This window comes from Streptomyces sp. GL_148, from assembly GCF_057834205.1.
This window is the reverse complement of sequence record NZ_CM174396.1, coordinates 723,342-739,211: the sequence shown is the minus strand read 5'-3', so window position 1 is coordinate 739,211 and position 15,870 is coordinate 723,342. Positions and strand designations below refer to the sequence as shown.

Sequence of the window (15,870 nt, the reverse complement as noted above, 5' to 3'; positions counted from 1 at the left end):
CCGCAGACGTGGGTCGGCAGGCGGTTGATGCGGCTATCGGTGTTTGCTCCGGCCTGATGCCGCAACGGCGCGGAACGGAACGCGGAGAACCGCCGAGTCGGAGTCCAACTCGCAGCTGGGAAATGAGTCCAGGCCGCCCGGGCGGGGCTCCCACGCCCGACGACGGCGCCCGACGACGGCGGCCAGGGCTGCGGCCCTGGCCGAGCCTGGCCGTTGACAGTTGATCGGGTGCGCCGGGATCATGTGGGAGAGCGCTCTCCCAGTGTGTGGGCGGTTGGTGTGTGAGGGGTGGACATGTGCGACGGTGACGTGGAACTGCTGCTGGACAAACTGGATCCCGAGCAGCGGGTGCGGCTGTTGACCGGGGCCGATACCTGGCGGACTCGGCCCGAACCGGACGTGGGACTACGGGAGATCGTCTTCTCGGACGGTCCGTCCGGGGTCCGCGGGCCCGGCTGGAACGAGCGGTTCACCTCGGCCCTGCTGCCCTCACCCACCGCCCTCGGGGCGCTGTGGGACGAGGACCGGGTCCGCCGGCTCGGAGAACTGCTCGGAGACGAGGCCCGGCGCAAGGGCGTTCACGTCGTTCTCGCCCCCACCCTCAACCTGCACCGCAGCCCCCTCGCCGGACGCCACTTCGAGTGCTTCTCCGAGGACCCGTTGCTCGCGGGCCGTACGGGGGCGGCCCTCATCCGTGGAGTCCAGTCGCGGGGGGTGGCCGCGACGGCGAAGCACTACGTCGCCAACGACTCCGAGACGGAGCGGCTGACCGTTGACGTACGGCTCGACGAGCGTGTGCTGCGCGAGCTCTACCTCGCGCCCTTCGAGGCCGCCGTCCAGGCGGGGGTGTGGCTCGTGATGTCGGCGTACAACAAGGTCAACGGCGTGACGATGAGCGAGAGTTCCCTGCTTGCCGAGCCCTTGAAGGGGGAGTGGGGCTTCGACGGCGTGGTCGTCTCCGACTGGGGTGGTGTTCGCTCGACGGTGGCTTCGGCCGTCGCCGCGCAGGATCTGGCGATGCCGGGCCCCCGCGGTCAGTGGGGCACGGCGCTGCTGGAGGCCCTGGCGAGCGGTCGGGTCCCGGCGGAAGCGGTCGAGGACAAGGTCCGCCGCCTCCTGCGATTGGCCTCCCGGGTGGGGACCCTCATCCCAAGATGCACACCTCCGAATCCGAATCCGGAGCTGGATCCGGGGTGGGGGTCTGCCCTGCCCCCCGCCCAGGCCGAGGCCCCTTCCCGGGCCTCGGCCGCGGGCCCGTCTCAGACATCTCCGGCTCCGGCCCCGGTCCCGGATCCAGCCCTGGCCCTGGCCACGGCCCCGGCTACGGGTCCAGCCCCGGCCCTAGATCCGGTCCCGGCCTCGATCTCGGCCCTGGACCCGGTCCCGGCCTCGGCCCCGGTCCCGGCCGGGGGGCCGTCTTCGGGGCTGCCCGGCGCCTCGGTGTTGGTGCCGGCCGCGACCTCAGCACCCAGCCAGGGCCCCGCCCCCGGGCAGGCCCCCGCCCCCCACGCCATGCGTCAGGAGCTGCGGGGTGCGGCTGCTGCTAGCTTCGTGTTGCTGGAGAACCGGGGGGTGTTGCCCCTGGACGAGGGGGCGTTGGGGCGGGGGGTCGCCGTCATCGGGGTGCATGCCGATGAGCCTCGGGTCCAGGGCGGCGGGAGTTCCGAGGTGTTCCCGCAGCGTGTGGTCAGTCCGCTCGACGGGCTGCGGAGCGCGCTGGGCCCGGACGTCCGGGTCGCCTACGAAGCGGGTCCCGCGCCCGAGGGCGGCGGCGGGCAGGCTCCGTTGGGCGCGCGGTACGGCCGTGACCCGGAAGGCGGCGCCCCGGGCGTGCGGTTGCGCGTGCTGGACTCCGACGGGTCGGTGCTGTGCTCCGCCCACCAGCCCTCCGGCCGGGTACTGGAACCGGAACTGCCGCCCGGCGCCCACACCGTCGAGCTCGCCGCCGTCCTCCACCCGGACACGAGCGGGACCTGGACCCTCGGCCTCGGCGGCTTCGGCTCACTGCGCCTCTCCGTCGACGGAACGGCCGTGCTCGACGGCGAGTTCCCGCCCGAGACCGCCGATCCGGCCGTCATTCACGTCCGCCCGCCCCAGCACACCGCCCGGATCCCGCTCACCGCCGGCCACCCGGTGCACGTCGTGGCCCGGCGCGAGCTCGCCCCCGGCACGGGCCGGGCGACCGTCCTTACCGCCGCCCCGCCCCTTCCCGGCCCCGCCGAGGCGCTCGCCGCCGCCGTGGCCGCCGCCCGGGCGGCCGACGTCGCCGTCGTGGTCGTCGGCACGACCGAAGGTGGCGAGTCCGAGGGCTTCGACCGCGCCTCGCTCCGACTGCCCGCGCCCCAGGATGAGTTCGTCGCTGAGATCGTCCGCGCGAATCCCCGTACCGTCGTCGTCGTCAACTCCGGCGGCCCCGTCGAACTGCCCTGGCGCGAAGCCGCCGGAGCCGTCCTCCTCACCTGGTTCCCCGGCCAGGAGGGCGGGCACGCACTCGCCGACGTCCTCCTCGGCCGCGCCGAGCCGGGCGGCCGGCTCCCCACCACCTGGCCGGCCGCCCTCGCCGACGCCCCGGTACGCACCACGCGGCCCACCGGCGGCCGGCTCCCGTACGAGGAGGGCCTGCACATCGGTCACCGCGGCTGGCTGCGGAGGGGATCCGCCGGCCCGGCTCCCGCGTACTGGTTCGGGCACGGACTCGGCTACACCACCTGGGAGTTCGAGCGTCTCGGCGCCCCGGCACCGACCCCGGGCGGGGGCTACGAGGTCCCCGTGATCCTCCACAACACCGGCACCCGGCGGGGCCGAGAGGTCGTCCAACTCCACCTGTCGCGGCCGGACTCGGCGGCCGAGCGTCCGGTGCGCTGGCTCGCGGGCTGGGCGGCGGTGGAGGCGGAGCCGGGGGAGCGGGTGACGGCGTACGTACGGATCCCCGTGCGGGCCCTGCAGCACTGGTCCCCGCAGGCCGGGGGCTGGACGGCGGAGCCGGGGCGGTTCGCCGTCCTGGCCGGTCGCAGCGCGGGCGATCTGCCGCTCAGCGGTGCGATCGAGGTCTGAGAGCGGTCTGAGAGCGGTCTGAGAGGAGTCTGGGCGAGGTCGGATCCAGGTCCGAGAGGGGGTGAGCGCGGGCGGCTACAGTGCCGCCATGGACGCAGCGAGCACGGCCACCGGTACGGCCACGGGCACCGGCGCCGGCACGGCCCCGACCCTGGAGGACGTGGCCCGCGCCGCCGGGGTGTCCCGGGCCACGGTGTCGCGCGTGGTGAACGGGGTCCGCAATGTGGACCCCACCATCCAGCAGGCGGTCCAGCGGGCCGTCGCCGCGACCGGGTACGTGCCGAACCGTGCGGCCCGCTCCCTCGTGACCCGGCGCTCCGGTGCGGTGGCGCTGGTGGTCTCGGGCGCGGGAGCGGACACCGGCCGGGTGTTCCAGGACCCCTTCTTCGGGCGGGTGGTGAGCGGGGTCGTACGGGCCCTGCGCCCGCGCGGTGTGCATCCGGTGCTGCTGTTCGCCGACGGGGAGGCGGACCGCGCGCAGGTGCTCGCGTACCTCACGCAGGGCGGTGGCGACGGGGCCCTGCTCGTCACCACCGACGGCCGCGACCCGCTGCCCGGCCTGCTCGCGCGCGCCGGACTGCCCGCGGTGCTCTTCGCCCGCCCGGCGCCCGGCGTTCTGCTGGACTGGGTCGACCTGCGCCATCGCGAGGGCGGTGCGCTGGCCGCGCGGCACCTCCTCGCCCGGGGCTGCCGGCGGCTCGTCGCGATCGGCGGCCCGGAGGACGTGCCGGCGAGCCGGGAGCGGGTGGCGGGCTTCCGGGAGGCGCTGGACGGAACGGCGGTACGGGTGGCCGAGGCGGACTTCACGCTGGACGGCGGCGAGCAGGCGATGCGCGCGCTCCTGGCCGAACGCCCGGACCTGGACGGGGTGTTCGCGGCGAACGACCTGATGGCGCAAGGGGCTTGTCTGGTGCTGCGCGAACACGGCCGCCGGATCCCGCACGACGTGGCGGTGGTCGGCTTCGACGACTCCGGCGCGGCGTTGGCGGCCAGGCCCCGCCTGACGACGGTCCGCCAGCCGGTGGAGGAGATGGCGGCGGAGATGGTCCGGCTCCTCCTGGACCGCGTGTCCGGCACGGCGGCGCCCGCCCCGGTGGAAGTGCTCTTCGACCCGGAGCTGGTGGTCCGCGACTCTGCGTGAGCGTGAGCGTGAGGCGTGAGCGCGGGCCGAGGTCGGAGCCGAGGGCCGAGGGCCGGGCCATCGGGATGCGGCGCGGCCCGGGCCCCACGGCGCGGCCCCCGCGCGCTGGGCCGTAGGCCGGGGCAGCCGGGTGGCGCCCGGCCACCACGATGGCACCATCCGGTTGAGTTCTGCCCGGACGGACCGTCGCGGACTGGGCGTCTCACCGTGGCTGCGCCCGCGATACGGCCGACCCGTCCACCAGGAGAAGGGCACGAAGCCCCGACGGACTGGATGAGCAACGAGAACGGCAGACTGGGGCCCATGGACTCAGGACTTGCCGCACTGCTGGGCGCCGCCGTCGGTTCCGCCACCACCCTCGGGGCCGCGATCGTCAACGGCCGTGCCCAGGCACGGTCACAGCACGCCCAATGGAGCCGACAGCATCGCCGCGACGCGTACGCCGGTTACCTCGGCGCTCTCCATGACCGTGACATCGCCATGGATGCCGTACTCGACGCGTTGCGTTCGGACCAGCCCGACCTCCCCGATCTCGACGAGAAGACAGGCCGCTTCGTCACCCTGGCCCGCGAGGTCCACCGTGCAGGGGAAGTCGTCATCCTCGAAGGGCCGGCGTCCGTCGCAGACGTCGCGGATCGCGTCGCCAAAGCCTCCGGCGAACTCTCCCACGTCATGCGGCGGATGGCCGAGAACGCCCACGCGGGAAACACCACCCACAAGGCCGAGGACGGCGCCCTTGCCGCCGAACGAGGGCGAACCCTCTACCAAGCAGTCAAGGACTTCCGCCTCGCGGCAAGCAGCATCATCGGCAAGACCAACTGAGCCGGGGATTCCCGGCCCCAGCTCAGCAGTCGAAGGCCGACCAGCAGATGTCGTTGCGCAACCGCTGGTCGTCGAGCACGAGTTCGCGGATCGCATCCGGGAGCTGGTCGCGCTGCCACCGGCACTCCTGGCGCCCCGCGGCCTCGCCTCCGGCTTCCGGCGCGGCAGCGCGTGCGGCCTTGATCGCGTAGGCGGCCGCCCCGAGTTCGTGCGCGGCGACGTGGGCGACGGCCCCGGCCTGGCCCGCGGCGTACGCGGCGTGCCGTGCCGCCCCGCGCAGATCTCGGGCCGCGCCCATCGCATGGCCGCCCGCCGCGCGTGACTGCGTCATCGTGACCTCGCCGCGCACCCACGCGCGGGCGTGCTCGATCGCCTCACGCGGCCTCGGGTCCTCGGGCCGGGCCGCCTCGAACAGGTCGATGACGTGCTCCGCGCACGTGGCCGCCCAGAGTGCGAGCAGGTGATGGTCCGCGTCGGTGAGGGTCCCGCCCCGGCGGATCGTCACGAAGCGAGGGTCCCGGATCTTCGGGAGGATCATGGTCGGCACTCCTTCGGTGGCACCACCTGCCCCGGCACCCTACCCGCGCCCCCGCACCCCCACCCCCTGCCCTACCCCCGCCCCGCCGCCGAGCCTCCGCGCGTCTGGAGCGACGTCTGCCAGCCCGGGGCTTCCGCCGCGGGCTCCGGCGGGGTGCGGCGGCCGCCCGCCGCGAAGAAGGCCGACAGGGGGAGCGTGGCCGCGCCCACCGTGACCGCGTCCGGGCCCAGTGAGCCCATGTCGATGGTGACCCGGGCCGCCGGGTGGCGCAGCGAGTACCGCGTCGCGTGTTCCCGTACCGCCGGGAGGATGTGCGGGCCCAGCATCAGGCCGGCCCAGCCGCCGATCAGGATCCGCTCTGGCTGGAAGAGGTTGATGACGTCGGACAGGCCCGCGCCCAGGTACTCCGCGGTTTCGTCGAGCACGTCGAGCGCGATCGCGTCCCCGCCGCCGGCCGCCGCCAGCAGCGCGGCCAGGGCGTCCTCCTCGTCCCCGGCGACCGCCTCCCCGCCGCCGCCCCGCTCCGCCCACCGGGCCAGGAGCGATTCCGCTCCCGTGTACGCCTCCAGGCAGCCCAGCGCCCCGCAGCGGCAGCGCCGCCCGCGGACCTGCACCGTCAGGTGGCCCCACTCCAGGGGTGCGCCCCCGGCGGTGGCGCCGTCCGGGGACCCGTCGGTGATCAGGCTCGCTCCGACGCCGGAACCGAAGAGCACGACCACCGCGTCCCGGGCCCCGCGCCCTGCGCCGAACCACATCTCCGCCTGGCCGAGCGTGCGCGCGCCGTTGTCGATGATGTACGGGACCTCGGGCGGCACGGCTCCCGTGGCGCGCAGCAGTGCCTCCAGCGGGACCGCGTCCCAGCCGATGGTCTGCCCGTGGACCACGGTTCCGCCCGCCGCGTCGCGGTCGACGATGCCGGGTACGCCGATGCCGACCCCCAGGAGCCGGTCCGTCCCGACCCCCGCCCGCTCCAGGACGGTGGCGATCCCGCTCCGTACGTGGTCGACGATCGGGCCGACGTCGTAGCAGCCGCGCGGCTGCAACGGGAGCTCGGTACGCGCCAGTTCGGTGAGCGTGAGGTCGAACAGCTCGACCCTGACGCGGGTTTCGCCCACGTCGATGCCGATCATGTGCGCGCTGCCGGGCGCGACGCGCAGCAGCGTGCGCGGGCGGCCGCCGTCGGAGTCGACGATGCCGGCCTCCTCGAGCAGTCCGTCCGCGACGAGTTCACCGACCACGTTGCTCACGGATCCCGAGCTCAGCCCGGTCGCGGGGCCCAGTTCCTGCCGGCTCATGGGCCCGCCGAAGTACAACTGCTGCAGCACGGCGCTGCGGTTGCCCCTTCGCAGGTCCCGCACCGTACGTCCACTGCGCCCCGTGGTCATGTGGCTCCTTCCGCCCTGACATCGATCGCAACATACCCTTGCGCGACCCCTTGACGCGACCCTTTCCCGAGGCTTAACTCACGTCCTAAATTAAGGCCTGGAAAGAAACGGAGTCGCCGAGCACCCGGTTGGGGTCGAGCGCTCGCACCGTCCACCGGCCTTTCTCCTCCACCCTGCCGAAAGGGACCGAGCCGCCATGCGCAGAACCCGAGCCGCCGCCGTCACCGCCGTCACCGTCTCCATGCTCGCAGCCGCCACCGCCTGCGGAGGCGGATCCGCGGATGCGGAGGGCTCCAACAAGGCCCCCAAGGAGATCACCTACTGGGCCTCCAACCAGGGCCCCGACATCGCGGCGGACCAGGCGACCCTCGGCCCGGAGCTGAAGAAGTTCGAGGAGCAGACCGGCATCAAGGTCAAGCTCGAAGTGGTCCCGTGGTCGGACCTGCTCAACAGGATCCTCGCCGCCACCGCTTCCGGGCAGGGCCCCGACGTCCTGAACATCGGCAACACCTGGTCCTCCTCCCTGCAGGCCACCGGCGCCCTGCTGCCCTGGGACGCCAGGAACTTCGAGGCGATCGGCGGCAAGGACCGGTTCGTGGACTCCGCCATCGGATCGGCGGGCGCCAAGGGCCAGGACCCGGCCGCCGTCCCGCTGTACTCGATGTCGTACGCGCTCTACTACAACAAGAAGATGTTCCAGGAGGCGGGCATCGAGAAGCCCCCGGCGACCTGGGACGAGATGGTCGCCGTCGGCCAGAAGCTGTCCAAGGACGGCAAGTGGGCCCTGGGCGCCGAGGGTGCGAACCTCTCCAACAACATCCACCAGGCCTTCGTCTTCTCGCAGCAGCACGGCGCTGAGTTCTTCGACGCGAGCGGCAAGCCCACCTTCGACAGCGCGGCCAACGTCGACGCCGTCAAGCAGTACGTCGACCTGATGGCCAAGGACAAGATCATCGCCCCGGGCAACGCCGAGTACGACAAGAACCAGTCCCTCCAGGACTTCGCCAACGGCAAGACCGCGATGGTCCTGTGGCAGAACGCGGCGAGCAGCTTCAAGGCCCAGGGCATGAAGGAGGGCGACTGGGGCGTGGCACCCGCCCCCGTCCCGGCCGGCGGCGCGCCCGGCACCGGCAAGAACGTCAACTCCATGGTCGCCGGCATCAACCTGGCCGTCTTCAAGAACACCGACAACATCGACGGCTCCCTGAAGTTCGTGCAGTTCATGACCAGCGACGAGGAGCAGAAGATCCTCAACCAGACCTACGGTTCCATCCCGCCGGTCAAGGCGGCTCAGACGCACCCCGCCTTCGGTACCGAGGACCTGACGGTGCTCCGCAACACCCTCTCCACCAGCGCCGCGCCGCTCCCGCAGGTCCCCGAGGAGTCCCAGTTCGAGACCGCGGTCGGCACCGCCGTCAAGGAGCTGTTCGCCGACGCCGCGGCCGGCCGTCCGGTCACCACCGAATCGGTCAAGGCGAAGCTCACCAAGGCCCAGCAGCAGATGCAGAAGTGAGCAACCGTTCATGACCTCCGCCACGGCGGGAAGGGTGCGGCGCACCACTGCCCGGGTACGCCGCACCGGGCGCCTGCGCCGCGCCGCCCTGCCCTACCTCCTGCTCCTGCCCGCCCTGTTCTTCGAACTGCTCATCCACCTCGTCCCGATGGTGATGGGCATCGTGATGAGCTTCCGGCAGCTGACCCAGTTCTTCATCCGGGACTGGTCCAGCGCCCCCTGGTCGGGCCTCGACAACTACGAACTCGCCGTCGACATCAACAAGCCCGTCGGCGAGGCACTGCTGGGTTCCTTCTTCACCACCTGCCTGTTCACCCTCCTGTCGGTGGCCCTGTGCTGGATCCTCGGCACCGCCACCGCCGTGTTCATGCAGGAGACCTTCCGCGGCCGCGGGCTCCTGCGCGGACTGTTCCTGATCCCCTACGCACTGCCCGGCTACGCGGCCGTCATCACCTGGGCGTTCATGTTCCAGCGGGACAACGGCCTGGTGAACCACGTCATCCACGACCAACTGGGCCTCGGCGGCGCCGAGCACACCTTCTGGCTGCTGGGCGAGAACAGCTTCTGGGCCCTGCTGACCGTCTCCGTCTGGAAGGGCTGGCCGTTCGCCTTCCTCATCGTGATGGCCGCGCTGCAGAACATCCCGAAGGACCTCTACGAGGCGGCCGCGCTGGACGGGGCCGGGACCTGGCAGCAGATCCGCCGGATCACCCTGCCGTCGGTCAGCGCCGTCAACCAGGTCCTGATCCTGGTGCTGTTCCTGTGGACCTTCAACGACTTCAACACCCCGTTCGTACTGTTCGGCAAATCGGCCCCCGAAGCGGCCGACCTCATCTCCATCCACATCTACCAATCCAGCTTCGTGACCTGGAACTTCGGCACCGGCTCGGCCATGTCCGTCCTGCTGCTGCTCTTCCTGCTGCTGGTCACCGCGGTCTACCTGTTCGTCACGACACGGGGACGGAAGGAAGCCGATGCCTGACCGCAACCGCCGGGCCGCCCTGCACGGCCGCCCGCGCACGCGGCCCCGTACGAGATCACCCCTCGACCCGCCTATGTCGTTCAAGGTGATCCGGGCCGTCTTCCTCACCCTCCTCGCCGGCTTCGTCGCGCTGCCGGTCTACGTGATGGCCGCCAGCTCGCTCAAACCCCTCAAGGACGTGGCGGGAGAGTTCCGCTGGATCCCCAGCGGGCTCACCATCCGCCCTTACATCGACATCTGGCACACGGTCCCGCTCGCCAAGTACTTCGTGAATTCGCTCATCGTGGCGGGCTCGGCCACCGTCTGCTCCGTCGTGATCGCGATCTTCGCGGCGTACGGGGTCAGCCGCTACCGCTTCCGCGGCAAGCGCCTGTTCACGGTGACGGTGCTGTCCACCCAGATGTTCCCCGGGATCCTCTTCCTGCTCCCGCTGTTCCTGATCTTCGTGAACATCGGCAACACCACCGGGATCGCCCTGTACGGATCCCGCGGCGGACTGATCCTCACCTATCTCACCTTCTCCCTCCCCTTCTCCATCTGGATGCTCATCGGGTACTTCGACTCGGTGCCCCGCGAGCTCGACGAGGCCGCCACCGTGGACGGCTGCGGACCGCTCGGCGCGCTCTTCCGCGTCGTCATCCCGGCCGCCGTCCCCGGCATCGTCGCCGTCGCCGTCTACGCGTTCATGACCGCCTGGGGCGAAGTGCTCTTCGCCTCCGTCATGACGAACGACGCCACCCGGACCCTCGCCGTCGGACTGCAGGGCTACTCCACGCAGAACGACGTCTACTGGAACCAGATCATGGCCGCGTCGCTCGTCGTCAGCATCCCCATCGTCGCCGGATTCCTGCTGCTGCAGCGGTACTTGGTGGCCGGACTCACGGCAGGAGCCGTCAAATGACCCTGTACGCAGAACGTTTCAACGCAGGTCCCCACGACACGGCCCGCGACGCCATCGACCTCGCCGCCCTGCCGCGCGACTTCGTCTGGGGCACCGCCACCTCCGCCTACCAGATCGAGGGAGCCGTCGCCGAGGACGGCCGCGCCCCCTCCATCTGGGACACCTTCACCCGCGTCCCCGGCGCCATCGACGGCGGCCACGACGGGGACACCGCCTGCGACCACTACCACCGCTGGCGGGGCGACATCGACCTGATGCGGCAGCTCGGCACCAACGCCTACCGGCTCTCCGTCGCCTGGCCCCGCGTCCTGCCCGGCGGCGACGGCCCGGTCAACGCCAAGGGCCTCGACTTCTACGACCAGTTGATCGACGGCCTGCTCGCCGCCGGCATCGAACCGTCGGTCACCCTCTACCACTGGGACCTCCCGCAGGCCCTGCAGGACCGGGGCGGCTGGCCCGAGCGGGCCACCGCCGAGCACTTCGCCGCGTACGCCGGCATCGTCGCGCAGCGCCTCGGCGACCGCGTCACCCAGTGGACGACCCTCAACGAACCCCTCTGCTCGGCGTGGATCGGCCACCTCGAAGGCAAGATGGCCCCGGGCCTGACCGACCTCACCGCCGCCGTCCGCGCCTCCTACCACCTGCTGCTCGGCCACGGCCTGGCCGCACAGGCCATCCGCGACGCAGCACCCGGCGCGCAGATCGGCATCGTCAACAACCTCTCCACCGTCGAGCCCGCCACTGACAGCGACTCCGACCGCGCGGCCGCCCGCCGGATGGACGGCCACGTCAACCGCTGGTGGCTCGACCCGGTGCACGGCCGCGGCTTCCCCGCCGACATGCGGGAGGTCTACGGAGTCGACCTCCCCGAGCAGCCCGGCGACCTGGAAACCATCGCCGCCCCGCTCGACTGGATCGGCCTGAACTACTACTTCCCGCAGGTGGTCACCGCCGACCCGCACGGCGCCGCCCCCTACGCCCGGATGATCGACCGGCCCGGCGTCCCGCGCACCGGCATGGACTGGGAAGTCGACGCGGACGGCCTGGAAGCCCTCATCATGCGGCTGACCGAGGAGTACGGGGCCCGACGCATCCTCATCACCGAGAACGGCTCCTCCTACCCCGACACCGTCGCCCCCGACGGCAGCGTCCACGACCCCGAGCGCGCCGCGTACCTGACCGCCCACCTGGCCGCCTGCGCCCGCGCGGCCCGCCGCGGCGCACCGCTGGCCGGCTACTACGCCTGGTCCCTCCTCGACAACTTCGAATGGGCCTACGGCTACGACAAGCGGTTCGGACTGGTCCACGTCGACTACGAAACCCAGCAGCGCACCGTGAAGACCAGCGGACGCCACTACGCGGACGTGATCGCCGCCCACCGCGCCCTGTAGAGCCGCCCTGCAAGACAGCCCCCTCCCCCCGGAACCGCTCCGCCGCGCCGCGCCCGCCCCTCCTCCCGGGGCGGGCGCGGCTCTTCGTGGTGGGATGGGGGGCGGGGGCACGCGACCGGCTCAGGGAGAGGCGAAAGGTATGTCCGAGGACCAAGAGGGCACCATGCGGGCGATGACGTACGACAAGTACGGCGGAGTGGAGGTGCTCTCCGAAACCCGGATCCCGGTGCCCAAGGTCGGCCCCGGCGAGGTCCTCGTCCGGGTCCGGTGCGCCGCCGTCAACCCCGTCGACTGGAAGATCATGGCGGGCGGGCTCGACGGCCTGATGGACGTCGTGTACCCCGTCGTCCCCGGCTGGGACGTGGCCGGGACGGTCGAGTACGCGGGCATCGACACCCCCGAGTTCACCGCGAGCGACGAGGTGATCGCCTACGCCCGTAAGGACTACGTCCACGGCGGCACTTTCGCCGAGTTCGTCACCGTGCCCGTACGGGCCCTCGCGCCCAAGCCCGCCTCCCTGACCTGGCAGCAGGCCGCCGGGCTGCCACTCGCAGGCCTCACCGCGTACCAGCTGCTGACGCGCCTGGAAACCGGCAAGGAGGACACCGTCCTCGTGCACGGCGCCGCGGGCGGCGTCGGCTCCCTCGGCGTGCAGATCGCCCGCGCGCTCGGGGCCCGCGTCATCGGCACCGCCTCCCCGCGCAACCACGACCGGCTGCGCGAGCTGGGCTGCGAGCCCGTCGAGTACGGCGACGGCCTCGCGGACCGGGTCCGCGCCCTGGCGCCCGACGGGGTCACCGTCGTCGCCGACTTCGTCGGGGGAGTCCTCGAGACCACCCTGGCGGTACTGGCCGAGGGCGGCCGGCACGCCTCCATCGCCGACCACACCGTGCTCGGCGCCGGCGGCCAGTGGATGTGGGTGCGCCCCGTCGGCGCGGACCTCGCCGAGCTGGGCCGGATGGCCGACGCCGGGCAGCTCACCGTCCCCGTCGCCGAGACCTTCCCGCTCGCGCAGCTCCCGGCCGCCTTCGAGCTCAGCCGCGAGGGCCACACCGCCGGGAAGATCGTCCTGGAGGTCTGAGCCGGACGCAGGCTCCCGCACGCACAACCGCGCGCCGCCCGGGTCAGGTTCGGGCGGCGCGCGGGGCGTGCGGGGCGTCGGGCCAGGGATCAGGCGTAGACGCCGAAGTGGAACAGGGAGTAGCCGTAGCCGGTGCCCCGTTGGGTCAGGTCGAGGCGTACGTACCGGCCCGACGCGGAGATGCCGAAGTCGTCGATGCCGCCGTCACCGTTCGAAGTGGCGTAAGCAGTCCGCCAGTTCTGGCCGTCGTCCGACACCTTGATGGTGTACGCCTTGCCGTACGCGGTCTCCCACACGAGCTGGGCGTGCCTCAGCTGCTTCACCGACCCCAGGTCCACCTGGAGCCACTGGGCATCGGACCAAGTCGTCGCCCAGCGCGTGGTGGTGTTGCCGTCGGTGGCCAGTTGCGGACCACACGGGCAGCCGCCGTAGCCGTCGTTCTGGAAGGTCGAGGCGGTCGTGGGCCGGTTCAGCGCCACGTCCGTGCCCGAGACGGGCGGCGGGACCACCTTCACCGAGCGCTGCCCGACGCCCACGTTGCCGCGGCCGTCCTTGGCCTTCACGTAGAGCTTCCACGCGCCGGTCTTCGCGGGGGCCGTGGCTTTGAGCGTGCCGTTGCCCAGGTGGGTCGACGGCACCGAGATCAGCCCGCCGCCCCCGTCCACGTACTTGCTGCCCCAGAGCACCTCGTACGCGAGCTGGTCGCCCTCGGCGTCGGTCGCCGGGGCCTGGATGGTGATCTCCTTGCCGGCCGGGACGGCGCCCGGGTCGGGGACGGAGGGGACGGACACGGTCGGCGGGAGGTTGTCGCCCGCCGTGTTGCCCCCGTAGGCGCGCTTGACCGCGTAGTACATCGTGCGGCGCTCCCCGGCCGGGGTCAGGTTGAACCAGTGCCCGCCGAAGTCGTACTCGGTGCCGTAGTGGAACACCGTGGCGCCCAGGGCGACGCCCCCGTGCCCGGTGACGCAGTTCCAGGCGTTGGTGTAGCCGTCGGCCTTGGCCTGGTCGCCGGGCTCCAGCGGGACGCCGTTCGCGTCGTCCGGAACCTCCCACTCGCCCGCCGGACCGGTCTCCGTGATGATGTAGGGCTTGGTGTAACCACCCTGCTGCCAGGCCTGCTTGACCCCACAGGCCTCCTTGTAGGCGTTGACCGCGTAGAGGTCCAGGTCCGGGGAGTTGCGCTTGTAGTACGTCCAGGCGCCGACCCAGGCGTCGGTGGAGGTGACCGGGTGGTTGGCGTCGATGCGGTGGATGGCCTTCGCCACGTCATTCACGTACGTCGTGTACGCGTTGCGCTGGTTCTCCAGCTCGGTGCCGGAGTAGCAGTTCTGCAGGCCGAGCACCGACTCGTTGCCGACGTTCCACATCAGGACGGCCGGGTTGTCGCGGTAGGTCTGCACCCACTTGGTGAACTCGGCCAGCATGTTGTTCTTGTACGTCGTGTCCGTGACGTAGTTCGTGCAGCCGCCGCTGCCCGGACCGCCACCGGGCTGGAGCCAGAAGCCGGCCACGACCTTGATGGTGTTCGCGTTCGCGGCGTCGAAGAGCTGGGCGCTGCTGCCGTCGGTGCCCCAGGTGCGGATGGTGTTGGCGCCCAGCGACTTCACGTCGGGGAGCAGGCGCGCGGCGTCGGCCGGGGAGGGTCCCCAGGTGACGCCCTTGACGAGGTACGGAGAACCGTTCACGGTCAGCTGCCAGTTGCCCTGGGAGCCGGCCACCTTGACCACGCTGCCGGCGGCCTGGGCCGGTCCGGCGGGGACCAGGGTGACGGCGCCCGCGAGCAGGGCGGCGGTGGCCACGGTGCTGCGCATGCGGGTGAGCATGCAGGAACCTCCTCGGGAGGGAGTGGGGGAGGGAGTGAGGGGAGGGGGGAGGACTACGGGAGGCGGCCGTCGGGGCCGAGCACGGTGCCGGCCTCCGGGTGGTACTGGTCGTAGCCGCGGTTGTTGCACTGCAGGCCACCCTTGATGCACTGCTCGACCATGGCGTTCAGGGTGCGCTCGTCCCACGCGTTGAAGAAGTCGTAGTGGAAGGAGTGACCGGACCCGCTGGACAGCCTGACCTGCGACATGTCCCCGCTGACGGGGAAGGCTATCTTGAACTCGACCATCGGGACCGCGACCGGGTGGGAGGAGGGGCAGACGTTGTCGTTGTTGCCGGGCTTGGTGACCGGGTAGGCCATGTGCGCCTTGTGATCCGGTGTGTCGAGGCTCTTGCCGTCCCAGCAACTGGGCGACTGCATACGGATGTTCAGCTGGGTTCCGGCCGGGCAGTTCGCCGGGAACTCGGTGTTCTTGAAGCTGTCGCCGCACTCCCAGCCCTCGACCCAGCCCTTGTGCCCGCGGAACTCCGCCGCGGTCTGGGTCGGGCTGCCGACGAGGAACCGCAGACCCTTGGGGAAGGGGCGCACGCTCGTGTAGTCGGTGACCCCGGTCTTGTAGTAGATGACCTGGGGGCCGGTGGGCAGGACCTTCTGGCTGCCGTTGAAGAGCGTCGGCATCCAGTAGCCGGACAGGTCGCCGACCGCGGTGCAGGCCGTGCTTCCGGCGCTGAGCGAGGCGGTGGTGCTGTTGGCGTTCGTGCCGGTGTTGCCCATGAAAGTGTGGTCGTGGGAGGCGCCGGGCCGGCCCGCGTAGACGATCGGGTCGTCCGGTGCCGTCTTGGTGACCGAGCAGTTGGCCTGGAACTCGTGGAAGTAGCGGTCCGGCGGGTTGTTCCAGGACGGGGTCACGCCGGTGACCTGCGGAACGGCCAGGATGTAGCCGTCACCGTCGGGGTCGTCGCCACCGGCGAGCGGGGCCACGGCGGCGTGGTTCATGTTCATGTGGACGGCGCCGGAGTCGGGTGTGGCCTGCGCGGTGAGCGCGGTGGCGCCGAGACCGGCGGCCGCGGTCACGGCGATGGCCGCCGAGACCAGGAATGCGGACAGGGTCCGCGGTCGGAGATCCATCGTTCAGCTCCATTTGGGGGTGGGGGTGAGGCTGGGGGAGGGAGGCCCGGGTTGGGAGAGCGCTCTCTCGCGTGGCCCGGAAAACGCGGGGCGGCCGGTGGGCCGCCCCGCG

At 71.9% G+C, this 15,870-nt stretch carries 12 protein-coding genes; 8 read left to right on the top strand and 4 right to left on the bottom strand.

What is annotated here, in order from left to right:
* The first annotated feature begins 294 nt into the window (after nucleotides 1-294).
* The 3 genes from AC3IYI_RS03300 to AC3IYI_RS03290 all read left to right on the top strand — a co-directional run bounded on the left by AC3IYI_RS03300 (nucleotide 295) and on the right by AC3IYI_RS03290 (nucleotide 5,017).
* Nucleotides 295-3,054: a glycoside hydrolase family 3 C-terminal domain-containing protein gene (locus AC3IYI_RS03300; RefSeq protein ID WP_489408767.1), complete on the top strand. Its 2,760-nt coding sequence runs from the start codon at nucleotides 295-297 to the stop codon at nucleotides 3,052-3,054.
* An 88-nt stretch (nucleotides 3,055-3,142) separates the two neighbouring features.
* A complete protein-coding gene (locus AC3IYI_RS03295; RefSeq protein ID WP_489408766.1) occupies nucleotides 3,143-4,195 on the top strand; it encodes a LacI family DNA-binding transcriptional regulator in 1,053 nt (350 codons plus the stop codon).
* A gap of 303 nt (nucleotides 4,196-4,498) precedes the next feature.
* A complete protein-coding gene (locus AC3IYI_RS03290) occupies nucleotides 4,499-5,017 on the top strand; it encodes a proline dehydrogenase (RefSeq protein WP_489408765.1) in 519 nt (172 codons plus the stop codon).
* 22 nt (nucleotides 5,018-5,039) lie between these two features.
* Here AC3IYI_RS03290 and AC3IYI_RS03285 read toward each other — a convergent pair whose 3' ends face one another.
* Both AC3IYI_RS03285 and AC3IYI_RS03280 read right to left on the bottom strand, forming a co-directional pair.
* Nucleotides 5,040-5,555, bottom strand: a complete 516-nt coding sequence (locus AC3IYI_RS03285; RefSeq protein ID WP_489408764.1) for a putative immunity protein — start codon at nucleotides 5,553-5,555, stop codon at nucleotides 5,040-5,042.
* 71 nt (nucleotides 5,556-5,626) lie between these two features.
* The gene (locus AC3IYI_RS03280; RefSeq protein ID WP_489408763.1) at nucleotides 5,627-6,940 is read right to left on the bottom strand and encodes an ROK family transcriptional regulator; all 1,314 of its coding nucleotides are present in this window, start codon (nucleotides 6,938-6,940) and stop codon (nucleotides 5,627-5,629) included.
* Between the two features lie 196 nt (nucleotides 6,941-7,136).
* Here AC3IYI_RS03280 and AC3IYI_RS03275 point away from each other — a divergent pair, with 196 nt between their 5' ends.
* From AC3IYI_RS03275 to AC3IYI_RS03255, 5 genes are all read left to right on the top strand, one after another.
* Nucleotides 7,137-8,453 (top strand): ABC transporter substrate-binding protein, encoded by a 1,317-nt coding sequence (locus AC3IYI_RS03275; RefSeq protein ID WP_489408762.1) that lies wholly within the window; start codon nucleotides 7,137-7,139, stop codon nucleotides 8,451-8,453.
* 10 nt (nucleotides 8,454-8,463) lie between these two features.
* Entirely contained in the window at nucleotides 8,464-9,435 is a 972-nt protein-coding gene (locus AC3IYI_RS03270; RefSeq protein ID WP_489408761.1) for a carbohydrate ABC transporter permease, read from the top strand.
* Nucleotides 9,428-10,336: a carbohydrate ABC transporter permease gene (locus AC3IYI_RS03265; RefSeq protein WP_489408760.1), complete on the top strand. Its 909-nt coding sequence runs from the start codon at nucleotides 9,428-9,430 to the stop codon at nucleotides 10,334-10,336. The genes AC3IYI_RS03270 and AC3IYI_RS03265 overlap by 8 nt, the downstream gene beginning before the upstream one ends.
* Entirely contained in the window at nucleotides 10,333-11,727 is a 1,395-nt protein-coding gene (locus tag AC3IYI_RS03260) for a GH1 family beta-glucosidase (protein WP_489408759.1), read from the top strand. The genes AC3IYI_RS03265 and AC3IYI_RS03260 overlap by 4 nt, the downstream gene beginning before the upstream one ends.
* Nucleotides 11,728-11,890: 163 nt before the next feature.
* Nucleotides 11,891-12,808: an NADP-dependent oxidoreductase gene (locus tag AC3IYI_RS03255; RefSeq protein WP_489411864.1), complete on the top strand. Its 918-nt coding sequence runs from the start codon at nucleotides 11,891-11,893 to the stop codon at nucleotides 12,806-12,808.
* 89 nt (nucleotides 12,809-12,897) lie between these two features.
* Here AC3IYI_RS03255 and AC3IYI_RS03250 read toward each other — a convergent pair whose 3' ends face one another.
* Together AC3IYI_RS03250 and AC3IYI_RS03245 are read right to left on the bottom strand one after the other, a co-directional pair.
* On the bottom strand, nucleotides 12,898-14,631 hold the full coding sequence (locus AC3IYI_RS03250; RefSeq protein WP_489408758.1) for a discoidin domain-containing protein: 1,734 nt from the start codon (nucleotides 14,629-14,631) through the stop codon (nucleotides 12,898-12,900).
* A 53-nt stretch (nucleotides 14,632-14,684) separates the two neighbouring features.
* The gene (locus tag AC3IYI_RS03245; protein WP_489408757.1) at nucleotides 14,685-15,758 is read right to left on the bottom strand and encodes a DUF1996 domain-containing protein; all 1,074 of its coding nucleotides are present in this window, start codon (nucleotides 15,756-15,758) and stop codon (nucleotides 14,685-14,687) included.
* Nucleotides 15,759-15,870: the final 112 nt, after the last annotated feature.

Coding starts and splice junctions, on each gene's coding strand:
- AC3IYI_RS03300 (WP_489408767.1), top strand. CDS start 295: ATGTGCGACGGTGACGTGGAACTGCTGCTGGACAAACTGGATCCCGAG.
- AC3IYI_RS03295 (WP_489408766.1), top strand. CDS start 3,143: ATGGACGCAGCGAGCACGGCCACCGGTACGGCCACGGGCACCGGCGCC.
- AC3IYI_RS03290 (WP_489408765.1), top strand. CDS start 4,499: ATGGACTCAGGACTTGCCGCACTGCTGGGCGCCGCCGTCGGTTCCGCC.
- AC3IYI_RS03285 (WP_489408764.1), bottom strand. CDS start 5,555: ATGATCCTCCCGAAGATCCGGGACCCTCGCTTCGTGACGATCCGCCGG.
- AC3IYI_RS03280 (WP_489408763.1), bottom strand. CDS start 6,940: ATGACCACGGGGCGCAGTGGACGTACGGTGCGGGACCTGCGAAGGGGC.
- AC3IYI_RS03275 (WP_489408762.1), top strand. CDS start 7,137: ATGCGCAGAACCCGAGCCGCCGCCGTCACCGCCGTCACCGTCTCCATG.
- AC3IYI_RS03270 (WP_489408761.1), top strand. CDS start 8,464: ATGACCTCCGCCACGGCGGGAAGGGTGCGGCGCACCACTGCCCGGGTA.
- AC3IYI_RS03265 (WP_489408760.1), top strand. CDS start 9,428: ATGCCTGACCGCAACCGCCGGGCCGCCCTGCACGGCCGCCCGCGCACG.
- AC3IYI_RS03260 (WP_489408759.1), top strand. CDS start 10,333: ATGACCCTGTACGCAGAACGTTTCAACGCAGGTCCCCACGACACGGCC.
- AC3IYI_RS03255 (WP_489411864.1), top strand. CDS start 11,891: ATGCGGGCGATGACGTACGACAAGTACGGCGGAGTGGAGGTGCTCTCC.
- AC3IYI_RS03250 (WP_489408758.1), bottom strand. CDS start 14,631: ATGCTCACCCGCATGCGCAGCACCGTGGCCACCGCCGCCCTGCTCGCG.
- AC3IYI_RS03245 (WP_489408757.1), bottom strand. CDS start 15,758: ATGGATCTCCGACCGCGGACCCTGTCCGCATTCCTGGTCTCGGCGGCC.